The following is a 12,821-nucleotide window of genomic DNA, read 5'->3' as shown; positions in this document are numbered from 1 at the left end:
CATGAGAACCGGACTGCGTCTTCGCATCGTACTGATCGCCTCTGCGGTACTGGTGTGCGCCATGCTGGCCAACATGCTGGCATCGGGATACTTCTTCACGCGGGCTCAAACGGCCTCGCATGCAACAGGGGCACAGGCGATCGCACGTGTCGTGGCCGGCCAGCTCGAACGCGTGCTGTTTCTCGGCATCGCGCTGGAAGAACTCCAGGGGTTCGAGCGTCAATGTGCGGAGGCGGTGCAACGCAATACCGATCTCGCCTTCACCTTCGTGCGATCACGTCGCGGCGAACTGCTGTTCCACAGTGCGCAGGTCACCGACCACGCAGTGCCCGACATTCCCGATGCGCTGAACGCGAAACTGGCCTCGGGTGCGACCCGCTTCGCGGATCCGTCCACACATACTCATGTGGTGACGGCCCCGGTCACCGATCCGCGAGGTGAAGAGATTGCCGACGTGGTGGTCGGATTCCGCCAGGAGGTGATCGCCCGCGAAAGCCGAAGTCTCATGCTCGTGACCGGTGCGCTGGATGTGCTCATCCTGGTGTCGGCGTTGATGCTGCTCGGTTTCATGTTGTCGCGTTTCGTATTGCGTCCGTTCAACCGCATGGTCGATCTGCTCGAACGCATGCAACCGGGAGACGAGGCCTGTACCCGACTGCCGGTGCAGGCTGCGGGAGAGCTCGATCGCGTCGCTCGCAGCGTGAACCATCTGCTCGACCGAATAGAAGGGCACCAGACCGAGCTGCGCACCCAGCGCGACGCGGCGGAGCAGGCCAACCGCGCCAAATCGGACTTCCTGGCCATCATGAGCCACGAGATACGCACGCCGATGCACGCCATGCTTGGCATGAGCGAGGTACTGCTGCGCACGCGTCTGGACGGCCGTCAGACCGCATATGTTCACCGGATACGCCGCGCCGGACGCGGCCTGCTCGCCGTGATCGACGACCTGCTCGATTTCTCGCGTATCGACGGCGGCGGCCTCACCCTGTCAAAGGTCGACATCGACCTGCGCGCCGTCATCGACGACGCGATCGATACGCTGGAAGGCAGCGCCCGCAGCAAGGGCCTGCGCATCCAGTACGCGCGTCCCGTTTCACCTGTGCCCGTGCATGCCGACCCGACGCGTCTGCTGCAGATACTGCTCAATCTGCTCGGCAACGCGATCAAGTTCACATCGCGCGGCGAAGTCCGCCTGTTGCTCGAAGCCGGGCATGCGGAAACCAATCCGGCCGGCATATCGCAACGGCACATCATCCTGCGCATCGAGGATACCGGGCCGGGTATTGCCGACGACCAGCTCGCGCGCATACAGGAGCCATTCACCCAGGCAGATGGCGTCACCACCCGGCGCCACGGTGGCAGCGGACTGGGGCTGTCCATCGTCAAGCGCCTGGTCGACCTGATGGGAGGGCGATTCAGCCTCGAGAGCCCCCCGGGGCAGGGCACTGCGGTCACTCTGGAACTGAATCTCGAAGCGGCACGTACTCCGGTGCGCGCCCCCGACGACCCGCCAGCCGATGCCAGCGGACCGCTGACCGGACTGCGCGTACTGCTGGCCGAGGACGATCCGGTCAATCAGGAAGTTGCGTGTTCGCTTCTTGGCGACTCGGGCTGTTCAGTCATGGTGGTCGAGGACGGCGCCCAGGCCGTGCAGGCATGCGCACGCGGACAGGTCGACCTCGTGCTGATGGACTGCCATATGCCCAATACCGACGGATTCGAGGCCACGCGGGCCATCCGCGCCGCGGAAGCGCCGGGCCGGCGCATCCCCATCATCGCCGCCACGGCGGATGTGGGCAGCCACACCCGGGCACGTTGCATCGAGGCCGGCATGGACGATTACCTCGCCAAGCCCTTTGACCTGCGCAGCCTGGTCGAACTGCTGCTGCGCTGGCGCCCGCAGGCATCACTGATCAGCGCGGATGACGCCACGGACAGCGGTGCGGAACCCCCGGTGATCGATCCGGTGCCGCTCGCCCAGATCGCTTCGCTGCGGCTGGCCGCTGAACGCCGGCTGGTGGAACGCACGGTCGCCCTGTTCATGAAGGAAATGCCGGGGCTGCTTGCCCGCATCGATCAGGGTGTGTCGGGCAACCGTACCGACGACATCCGCGAGGCCGCCCACCGGATCAAATCCAGCGCCGCCAACATCGGCGCCGCCCTGCTCAGCTCGCTCGCCAGCGAGCTGGAACGTCGCGCCGTGGACGACACGGCAACCGGCGGCGACTTTGCCGCGCTCGCGCATGCCATGCACAACGCGTTCGATGAAGCGGCGCTTGCGCTGCGGCAACATCTGCCCGATACGCAGACCTTACCTTGAAGCCATGGACGGGAGATGTCGATGACCGTGCAAGTGCGCGCTGAACATGGAATGCCGCTGGTGCTGGTCGCCGACGACGACCCGGCCATCCGCATGCTCACCGGCGAGGTGCTCGAAGCGGAGGGCATGCGGGTGATCAGCGTAGACAACGGTCTGGCGGCGCAGGAGGCGTTCGCCGAACACAAGCCCGACATCGTGCTGCTCGACGTCTACATGCCCGGCGCGAATGGCTACCGTACATGCGCCCGCTTGCGTCATGAAGATGTCGGCGATGAATTTCCCATCATCGTCATGACCGCTGGCGACGACGAGGAATCGGTACGGCGCGCATTCGCCGCCGGAGCCACCTATTTCCTGACCAAACCGATCAGCTGGACGCTTCTGCCGCACCGCATCCGCTACTTCCTGCGCACCGCCGACATCGCACGCCGGCTGCGCGAGTCGACACGGCGCGCCGACATGCTGTTCGAAACGTCGGCACAAGGCATCCTCATCGTGGACAGCGAAAGCCGGCGTTGCATGGATGCCAATCCGGCACTGTGCCACATGCTGGGCTACGAGCACGCCGAGGTGCTCAGGCTGGAATGGAGCGATCTGCAGCCGGGCGAGCTGTATCCGGCCAATGTCGAACAGCTCGCCCGCTGCGCCGCGCAGGACCACGGGCGGCTGGAGGGCGTGCTGATGCAGCGCAAGGACGGCGTGCTGTTCCACGCCGACATCACCCACAACCGCATCGACATTGACGGCCGGCACTGTATCGCCTGCTTCCTGATGGACGTGACCGAAAAGCGCCTGGCCGACGAGGCCCTGATGTATCGCGCCAGCCACGACGCGCTGACCGGCCTGCCCAACCGCGCCCTGCTTCTGGAGCGTCTGGCACAGGCGCTCAAGCAGGCGCAACGCCGTGAAGCACGGGTGGCTTTGCTGTTCATCGACCTCGATCACTTCAAGGAGGTGAATGACGAGCATGGTCATGCCGCCGGCGATCAACTGTTGATGGAAGTCGCCCGCCGCCTGAACGGAGATCTGCGCGCGGAGGACACGGTGGCCAGGCTGGGCGGCGACGAATTCGTGGTGCTCATGCCCATGCTGGATGCCGATGCGGCAGACAGCGCAAGCCAGGCCGCCGCGCGCATCATCACCCGGCTGGGCGAACCGGTCGCGCTCGATGGCGGCAACGCACGGATCGGTGCAAGCATCGGAGTGGCCCTCTACCCGGACGACGCGGACAACGCGGCACGGCTGCTCGAATCGGCAGACGACGCGATGTACCGGGCAAAGCGCGCCGGGCGCAACCGCTTCCTGCGCGTGAGCCGACTGTCGTCGCCGAATGCCGACGCTGACGCCGACGCCGGCACAGCCCACGGCGACAGCGCCTGACCGCGGCGACCCGCACGGATGCTCCGCCCGTCTGCCCCGCGAAGTCGACCGCTCGAGGCCGTGCGCCGCAGACTGTCCAGCGGCCCGGAGGCCCTCAGCGAACGGCGCAACGCACTTGCCTTGCGCCGCCCGACCGCGGTACCTATCGCTTTTTCCTTTCTGCTGCGTCCGTCGTGAACATTCCGCAAGACCCCTCACTGCTGACCAAGATGGTGGTCACCGCCGTCATCCTCGCGCTCGCCGCCCTGCTCACCCGGACGGCCCGCCGTATCGCCGCTGCGCGCTTCGAAAATCCCGCCGAACGCAAACAGGCATGGGTAACCATACGCAATATCGCGCTCATGTGCGGTCTGGCGCTGATCGGACTCACCTGGACCCTGGGTGGCGACCAGTCGTCGCTGCCGCTCGCAGCGGTCGCCGGCGCCTCGCTCATCGTGTCCAAGGACATCCTGATTTCCGCGCTGGGCGGCGGCGTGCTGTTCCTGACGCGGACCTACCAGGTGGGCGACTTCATCGAAGTCGGTGGGCTGCGCGGACGGGTGGCCGACATCCGCTTCCTCAGTACCGTGCTCGATGCCAGCGGCGACGCCGATCTCATCACCGGCACCCGCGTGCTGCTGCAGCACAGCAGCATCCTGACCGGCACGCTGCGGGTGACGCCGCATGAACACTACGTGCTGACCACGGTGCGACTGTTCATCGGCGATCCTGTGCACTGTCTGGCACAGCGCGTCCTGCTGGAACAGGCGGCACAGGAGGTCTGCGCGCCCTGGGTCGACGAAGCGGAACAGGCACTGCTGGACCTGGAGGATGTGCACTGGAGCCGCCTGCCCTCGGCGCGACCCCGCGTATTCATCGACCTGTCGCATGAACCTGAAAACCTCAGTTGACCGCTTGCCATGAAGCCGAAAGCTCTACCCATCATGGAGATTTGTCGGTTTGCGTCGCTCGCCCTCCAGGTGAGACCGCTTCGACCTCGCGTGCACGGCCGGCGCGGCGCCCGGCCGCGTTGCTCGTCCTTGCAGGGCGCCATCCTGCCGCGTCCTCGCGCCTTGCCGTACACCCCGCCAACCGCACCCACGATGCCGATCAACTGAGGTTTTCAGGTTGAAAAGGGCGCGCAGCTCGTCGCCGCCTTCCCGACCCGCATCGAAAACCGGCTACAGGTCGAGCAGCGCGTGCTGTCCACCTATCTTCAGAAACTGGAAAGCGCGACCGCCGACGCGCCGGGCAGCGTGACTGCGCCAGCCTGATCTGCAAGGCAGCGACCGACCTCGGCGTTGTCCCGCACCGTGCGCAGTCGCTGATAGAGCTGCTCCGCCTGCGGATAATGCCGGCGCAACAGGTTCAACCACTGCTTGAGGCGTCCGGCCGCATGTCGCGGCTCGACATGGCCGAGTACGCGTTGCCAGTAATCGGCAAGGCCCGGCGCGATGCGCGACCAGTCATCGCGGTTCATGCTCGCGTCCTGTCCGGCGAGATGGCGGCGGATACGGCCGGCCAGCAGCGGATCCGCCACCGCACCACGGCCCAGCATCACGTCGCCGATGCCGCTTTCACTGCGGCAGCGCAGATAGTCCTCGACCGTCCAGATTTCGCCGTTGGCGATGACCGGCACCCGCACCGCCTCGGCGATGCGCGCAATCCACGGCCAGTGCGCCGGCGGCCGATAGCCATCAAGCTTGGTGCGCGCATGCACGACGATCATCTGTGCGCCACCATCGGCCAGCGCCTGCGCGGCCTCGACGGCGCGCGAGGCATCGCGCACGCCCAGCCGCATCTTGGCCGTGAAAGGCAGGCGACCGGCAATCGCGCGATCGACGGAAGAGGCGATGCGGTGCATCAGCTCCGGCTCGTCCAGCAGAACCGCGCCGCCGCGATGCCGGTTCACGGTCTTCGCCGGGCAGCCGAAGTTGAGGTCTATACCTGCCGGCATCAGCGTGGCGAGCAGCGCCGCATTGTCGGCCAGGCTGCCCGGGTCGGACCCCAGCAGTTGCACACGCACCGGCACACCGCCCGCAGTGCGCGAGCCGCTGGCCAGTTCGGGCGCCACGCGCAGATGACTGCGCGCCGGCAGCACGCTGCCGGTGATCCGTATGAACTCGGTGACGCACCAGTCGTAGCCGGCATGCGACGTCACCACGGCGCGCAGGCGCGCGTCGAGCAGCCCTTCCATCGGCGCGAGCAGCAGGCGGGGCGCAGCTCGAGATACGGCCGGTGCGACAGCACCGGCCTGATCCATTGGGTACATCGGTTGCAGGAAACGGCGGCAAAGGCGCCGATTATCCTGCACCCGGCCCGGCAACGGCGAGCCGGCCGCTCAGCGGCGGCGGCGCATGAGCAGCACGGCACCGCCGAGCAGGAACATCGCCCAGCTCCCGGGTTCGGGCACCGAGGACACCAGTGCCAGCGCGGTCGCAGGATCGTCGGTGATGATGCCGGACAGGCGTCCGACCACGGTCTTGCCGTCGATCACGCGCGTGGCGCTCATCGACATCAGGTCGGCCATGGTTTCCGCCTCGTTCACCGTCCAGGTGAACACCCGCAGTTCGCGGCTCTCCGCCAGCGCCAGCAGATCGCCCCACAGCGGTTCGCCCTGGCTCAGCAGATCGGCGAATGACAGCGCAAGCCCATCCACACCGGCCGCCTTCAGCGCATCGAGATAGTCTCCGCGCGCATCCAGCGAGCCGCGCGCGACAAAGGTCGAGAAGAAGCCCAGGTGGAACACCTCGGCACCGTCGAGATGAGTCACCAGGTCGGCCACCGACGCGTCGCTCCAGCCGAAGGCGACCGCGTTGCGCAGGTCGAAGCCGGTTTCCTCGACCGCGCGCGCGATCGCCGCGCCTGCCTTGGCATCCTTGGTATCCAGTACCACCTTGGCTCCGGCATCGCGCGCCAGGGTCAGTGTCTCGACCAGCGTCGGAATCTTCTCGCCGGCATAGCGATCGCCGAACACATCGCTGTAGCCGGCCGACAGCGCCTCGAGTTCGGCCAGCGTGCTGTTGGCGATGCTGCGGTTCACGCCGGTGGTACGCGTGGTCGTGCCGTCGTGCATGTTCACCGCGATACCGTCCTTGGTCACCCAGACGTCCGTCTCGAAGCGGTCGGCGCCGAGCGCGATGGCCTGGCGGTTGGATTCCAGCGTGTTTTCCGGCGCGAACATCGAATTGCCGCGATGTGCAATCACCTCGAATCCTTCAGCGACGCTGGTCGGGCGCGGCGCCGACGCGATGAAGCTCCGACCGCTGCCCAGTTCGAAATGACTGCGGATTTCCGACTCGCTCAGCGCGCGGTCGTAGATGGCCACCTGATCCACGCCCCCCAACTCGTACAGGCGGTTCGGCTTGCCGGCGTTCCAGTCGGCAGCGATTGCGGCGGCCTGACCCGCGGGCAGGGTGGAAGCAAGCTTCGCAGCGGTATGGCGATCGCGCAGCACACCGTCGACATAGATCTTGGCCGATGCGCCCGCCGCATCGTTCGGGTCCAGCATGCCCACCACATGTATCCACTCGCCCTGCTTCTTGTTCACGATGTAGGACGACGCACCCGGGCGCTCCGCGTAGCCGTTGGCCGTGGTGACCTTGAAGCGCAGTTCGCCGTTGCCGCGATCGAGATAGAGCGCATAGTGGTCCTGCGAACTGTCATAGATGCCGGCAAAGCTCTCGCCGATGGAACCGAGCGGCGCATCGAGCTTGATCCACGCCTCGATGGTGACCGCATTGCTGCCGGTCAGCGACGGAATGGACGGCGCCTTCAGGTAATTGCCGCCACCGGCCGCCGCGCCGCCGAACAGACCGCTCACCAGGCTGCCGCTGCCCAAGGGTGTGGCATTCAGGCCGTTGCCACTGGCGTCGACACCGCTCAATTGTCCCGCAACCGCGTCGAGTTGCCAGTAGGCAAGCGGATCGGATGCCAGCACGCTGGACGCATAGGCGGCGGCATTGCCGGCCGCCTGGGCGGTACCGGCGATACAGACGGACATGAGCGCTGCGAGCAGGTGCGGACGCAGCGGACGGTGACGATGGTTCATGACTCGGGACACTCCACAGACAAGAAAGCCGCGCCGGCGGAATGCCTGCGCGGCCAGAAAGTCTATGGACGCCCGGTTACAGCCGCGTCATGCGGGCCGCGCCGGATTCATGATCCATTCGGCGTACGCGTGTGGTCGCACATGGTCCGTATGGACCATGTGACGCGGCCGCTGCAACGATCGCCGTTGTGGCCGGCGACCGTTGCCGCACATCAGTTCGGTTTGCGGAAGCTGATGTGCCCGCTCGCGTCGGCATCGACCACGACGACGTCCTTCGGACCGAAGCTGCCGTCGAGTATCTTCTTCGACAGCGGGTTCTCGATGTGCTCCTGGATGGCCCGCTTCAACGGCCGCGCACCGAACACCGGATCGAAACCGGCCTTGCCGATTTCCGCCAGCGCGGCATCGGACACCTGCAAACCCATGTCCAGCTTGGCCAGCCGCTTCTCCAGATAGCCGAGCTGTATGCGCGCGATGCTCTGGATATTGCGTTCGTCCAGCGCATGGAACACCACCACCTCGTCGATCCGGTTGATGAATTCCGGACGGAAGAAGGTTTTCACCTCGCCCATCACCGCCAGCTTCACGACGCCGTAATCGGACCCCGCCATCTGCTGGATCATCTGGCTGCCGAGATTGGAGGTCATCACGATGACCGTGTTCTTGAAATCCACAGTGCGGCCCTGGCCGTCGGTCATGCGACCGTCGTCCAGCACCTGCAGCAGCACATTGAACACGTCCGGATGCGCCTTCTCGACCTCGTCGAAAAGAATGACGCTGTAGGGCTTGCGCCGCACCGCCTCGGTCAGGTATCCGCCTTCGTCATAGCCGACATAGCCCGGCGGCGCGCCGATCAGCCGGCTCACCGAATGCTTTTCCATGAATTCACTCATGTCGATGCGGATCAGGTGCTCTTCCGAATCGAACAGGAATTCGGCCAGCGTCTTGCACAGTTCGGTCTTGCCGACACCGGTCGGGCCGAGGAACAGGAAGCTGCCATAGGGGCGGTTCTCGTCGGACAGGCCGGCGCGCGAGCGACGGATCGCGTCCGACACCAGGCGCACCGCCTCGTCCTGACCGATCACGCGCTGATGCAGGCGGTCTTCCATGTGCAGCAGCTTGTCGCGCTCGCCCTGCATCATCTTGCTCACCGGAATGCCGGTCGCGCGCGACACCACTTCGGCGATTTCCTCGGCGCCGACTTCGGTTCGCAGCAGCTTGTTCTGCGGCTTCACATCACTGCCACCCTTTTCAGCCTGCTTCAGTTGTGCCTCGAGCTGCGGCAGCTTGCCGTACTGCAGCTCGGCCAGCTTGTCGAACTGGCCCTTGCGCTGCAGATCCGCCATCTGCACCCGCACCTTGTCGATCTCTTCCTTGATGTGCGCGCTGCCCACCACCTGCGCCTTCTCGGCCTTCCAGATCTCTTCGAGATCGGAATACTCCTTCTGCAGCTTGGCGATCTCTTCCTCGATCAGGCCGAGCCGGCGGATCGACGCCTCGTCCTTCTCCTTCTTCACCGCCTCGCGCTCGATCTTGAGCTGGATGAGCCGGCGGTCGAGCTTGTCCATCGATTCCGGCTTGGAATCGATTTCCATCTTGATGCGCGCAGCCGCCTCGTCGATCAGGTCGATCGCCTTGTCCGGCAGGAAGCGGTCGGTGATGTAGCGGTGGCTCAACTCGGCCGCGGCGACGATGGCCGGGTCGGTAATGTCGACGCCGTGGTGCAGTTCGTACTTCTCCTGCAGGCCGCGCAGGATGGCGATGGTCGCCTCCACCGTCGGCTCGTCCACCAGCACCTTCTGGAAGCGTCGCTCCAGCGCGGCGTCCTTCTCGATGTACTTGCGGTATTCGTCCAGCGTGGTGGCGCCGATGCAGTGCAGTTCGCCACGCGCCAGCGCCGGTTTGAGCATGTTGCCGGCGTCGATCGCGCCCTCGGCCTTGCCGGCACCGACCATGGTATGGATTTCGTCGATGAACAGGATGATGCGGCCTTCGTCCTTGGCCACCTCGTTCAGCACGCTCTTCAGCCGCTCCTCGAATTCGCCGCGGAACTTGGCACCGGCCAGCAGGCCGGCCATGTCCAGCACCAGCACGCGCTTGCCCTTGAGCGTTTCCGGCACCTCGTCATTGACGATGCGCTGCGCCAGTCCCTCGACAATGGCGGTCTTGCCCACGCCCGGTTCGCCGATCAGCACCGGATTGTTCTTGGTGCGCCGCTGCAGGATCTGGATGGCGCGACGGATTTCGTCGTCGCGGCCGATCACCGGATCGAGCTTGCCGGCGGCGGCGCGCTCGGTCAGGTCTATGCAGTACTTCTTCAGCGCCTCGCGCGCGCCCTCCGCTTCGGCCGAACCGACCGACGAGCCGCCGCGCACCTGTTCGATCGCCTTTTCCAGCGCGGCGCGCTCGACACCCGCCTGCTTGAGCACCCGGCCCAGCTCGCCCTTGTCGCCCGTGGCGGCGAGCAGGAACATTTCCGACGCGATGAACTGGTCGCCGCGCTTCTGCGCCTCGCGGTCGGCGAGATTGAGCAGATTGTTCAGGTCGCGCCCCATCTGTACCTCGCCACCGTGGCCTTCCACCGTGGCGATGCGCGACAGCGCCTCATCCAGCGATTTCTTCAGTGGCGGCACATTGACGCCGGCACGCTGCAACAGCGAAGCAGTGGCGCCATCGTCCTGGTTCAGCAACGCGAGCATCAGGTGGGCCGGCTCGATGTACTGGTGGTCGCGACCGACCGCCAGACTCTGGGCATCGGCCAGCGCCTGCTGGAACTTGGTGGTGAGCTTGTCGAAACGCATGAACGCCTCCGTGAACTTTGTCTGGTCGCTATCTGGGGCAATCCGACCGCATTTCAACAGCCCCCGGCCTGATGTGCGTCAAATTCCGGCCCTGACAATACCCCGGCGCCATGCGCGCTCGGCGCGCGCTTGCACGAGCACCCTCCGGGTCGCCGCATGGCGCATGCAGGCCGCGGGCTTCGTTCGAAGCTGCATCGCGGGCAAGCCCGCTCCCACCAAACTCCGGCTCGTTCGCGATCCGGGCGCGCTTTGGTGGGCCTGACAAGCGGCTGCATTCGGGGTCCGGGCGAGTTCTTGTGGGAGCGGCCTCTGGCCGCGATACGGCTTATGCAGGCCGCCGGCTTCGTTCGAAGCTGCATCTCGGGCAAGCCCGCTCGCCCTCAACCCCGGCCCCTCTCCCACTGATGTGGGCGAGGGGAGGCAGGCGCCGTCGCCGATGTGACCCTCGCCCGCATCAGCGGGAGAGGGTGGCGTGCAGCGCCGGGTGAGGGCCAGCGGCAAACACGGGCCGGCGGCTTCGGTTGAGGGTGGTGTCGCGAGCGGCGCTCGCTCCTGGGCACCCCGGGTTCGTTCGCAGTCAAGGCGGGCTTCCGTAGGAGCGCCCCCCAGGTCGCGACGCGGCGTGTGCCGGCCGCCGGCTCAGGTAAAGTAGCCGCAAGTCATGGCGAGGGCGAGCGGATGACGGACGCGGGCAAGATCATGAGCGCGGACGAGGCGGTCGCGCGCATTCCGGATGGCGCGACGCTGGCTACCACCGGTTTCGTCGGCATAGGCTTCGCCGAACATCTGGCGATCGCGGTCGAACAGCGCTTCCTGGCCACCGGCGCACCGCGCGATCTCACTCTCGTATATGCCGCCGGCCAGGGCGACGGCAAGCACCGCGGGCTGAACCACTTCGGCCATGCCGGCCTCGTGTGCCGCGTGATCGGCGGCCACTGGGGGCTGGTGCCGCGGCTGCAGGCACTCGCGGTGAGCAACCAGATCGAGGCGTGGAATCTGCCGCAAGGTGTCATTTCACAGCTTTTCCGCGACATTGCCGCGCATCGACCCGGCCAGCTCACCCGCGTCGGCATGGACACCTTCGTCGATCCGCTGCATGGCGGCGGCCGCATGAATGCGCGCACCACGCGCGAACTGGTGAGCCGCGTCACCATCGATGGCGAACAGTGGCTGTACTACCGCGCCTTCCCGGTTCATGTCGCGCTGGTGCGCGGCAGCACCGCCGATGCCGACGGCAATGTCACGATGGAGCGCGAGGCACTGACGCAGGAAGCGCTGGCGGTGGCGATGGCGGCACACAACAGCGGCGGCCTGGTCATCGTGCAGGTCGAACGCACGGTGGAGCGCGGTGCGCTGAATCCGCGCCAGGTCAAGGTACCCGGCGTGCTGGTCGACTGCGTCGTCGTCGCGCCACCGGAGCATCACCAGCAGACCTTCGCCACTGGCTACAGCCCGGCCTATGCGGGAGAAGTGCGCGTACCGCCGGACACGCTGCCCACCATGCCGCTGGACACGCGCAAGGTGATCGCGCGCCGCGCCGCGCTTGAACTGCGCGCCGGGGATGTCGTGAACCTCGGCATCGGCATGCCGGAAGGTGTGGCCGCCGTGGCGGCGGAAGAAGGGGTGTTTGACCGGGTCACGCTGACCGCCGAACCCGGCGTCATCGGCGGCATACCGTCCGGCGGCCTGGATTTCGGCGCGGCGGTGAATACGCAGGCGGTGATCGATCAGCCCTACCAGTTCGATTTCTACGACGGCGGCGGTCTGGACATCGCCTTCCTCGGCATGGCCCAGGTGGATGGCGAAGGCAATGTGAATGTGTCGCGCTTCGGACACCGGCTGGCCGGTGCAGGCGGCTTCATCAATATTTCGCAGAACGCGCGCAGGCTGGTGTTCGTCGGCAGCTTCACCGCCGGCGATGCCGACATCGCGGTGCGCGATGGTCAGTTGCACATCATCGCCGAAGGACGCGCACGCAAGTTCGTGCAGGCGGTGGAGCACCGCAGCTTCAGTGGCCGCGAAGCGCGGCGACGCGGCCAGCAGGTGCTGTACGTGACCGAGCGGTGCGTGTTCCGGCTGGCCGACGACGGCCTGGAACTGCTGGAAATCGCGCCCGGCATCGATCTGCACCGCGACGTCCTGGCGCACATGGATTTCCTGCCCGGCATGTCCGGCTCGCCGGCGGGCATGCTGCCCGCGATATTCGGGCCGGCGCGCATGGCGCTGGCGGCGCTGTGGCGGCACAATGCGTGTTGAGCGCATGGGCCGGTCGCCGCGCCGACCGATG

The 12,821-nt window shown here is 66.4% G+C and carries 7 protein-coding genes; 4 read left to right on the top strand and 3 right to left on the bottom strand.

Annotation, left to right across the window (positions count from 1 at the left end; genetic code table 11):
• The first annotated feature begins 1 nt into the window (after position 1).
• From A3Q7_RS0101300 to A3Q7_RS19135, 3 genes are all read left to right on the top strand, one after another.
• The gene (locus A3Q7_RS0101300) at positions 2-2,323 is read left to right on the top strand and encodes an ATP-binding protein (RefSeq protein ID WP_018410042.1); all 2,322 of its coding nucleotides are present in this window, start codon (positions 2-4) and stop codon (positions 2,321-2,323) included.
• Positions 2,324-2,344: 21 nt separating this feature from the next.
• Positions 2,345-3,703, top strand: a complete 1,359-nt coding sequence (locus tag A3Q7_RS0101295; RefSeq protein WP_232417768.1) for a GGDEF domain-containing response regulator — start codon at positions 2,345-2,347, stop codon at positions 3,701-3,703.
• 173 nt (positions 3,704-3,876) lie between these two features.
• Complete coding sequence (locus A3Q7_RS19135; protein WP_232417766.1) at positions 3,877-4,593, top strand: mechanosensitive ion channel domain-containing protein; 717 nt, start codon at positions 3,877-3,879, stop codon at positions 4,591-4,593.
• Positions 4,594-4,898: 305 nt separating this feature from the next.
• On the opposite strand, the gene A3Q7_RS0101285 is transcribed toward A3Q7_RS19135, so the two are convergent.
• The 3 genes from A3Q7_RS0101285 to clpB form a co-directional block, all read right to left on the bottom strand.
• Positions 4,899-5,879 carry a tRNA dihydrouridine synthase gene (locus A3Q7_RS0101285; RefSeq protein ID WP_040570738.1) on the bottom strand — a complete coding sequence of 327 codons (981 nt, stop codon included), beginning with the start codon at positions 5,877-5,879 and terminating at the stop codon, positions 4,899-4,901.
• Positions 5,880-6,023: 144 nt separating this feature from the next.
• Positions 6,024-7,733 carry a glycerophosphodiester phosphodiesterase family protein gene (locus tag A3Q7_RS20185; protein ID WP_018410038.1) on the bottom strand — a complete coding sequence of 570 codons (1,710 nt, stop codon included), beginning with the start codon at positions 7,731-7,733 and terminating at the stop codon, positions 6,024-6,026.
• A 212-nt stretch (positions 7,734-7,945) separates the two neighbouring features.
• A complete protein-coding gene (gene clpB / locus A3Q7_RS0101275) occupies positions 7,946-10,534 on the bottom strand; it encodes an ATP-dependent chaperone ClpB (RefSeq protein ID WP_018410037.1) in 2,589 nt (862 codons plus the stop codon).
• Positions 10,535-11,233: 699 nt separating this feature from the next.
• Between clpB and A3Q7_RS0101270 the strand changes: the two genes are divergently transcribed.
• Positions 11,234-12,790 carry an acyl CoA:acetate/3-ketoacid CoA transferase gene (locus A3Q7_RS0101270; RefSeq protein WP_232417765.1) on the top strand — a complete coding sequence of 519 codons (1,557 nt, stop codon included), beginning with the start codon at positions 11,234-11,236 and terminating at the stop codon, positions 12,788-12,790.
• Positions 12,791-12,821: the final 31 nt, after the last annotated feature.

This window comes from Methyloversatilis thermotolerans (assembly GCF_000372885.1).
GTDB lineage: Bacteria > Pseudomonadota > Gammaproteobacteria > Burkholderiales > Rhodocyclaceae > Methyloversatilis > Methyloversatilis thermotolerans.
Note: the sequence above shows the minus strand (reverse complement) of the source record. Positions and strands in the feature narration are given on the sequence as shown.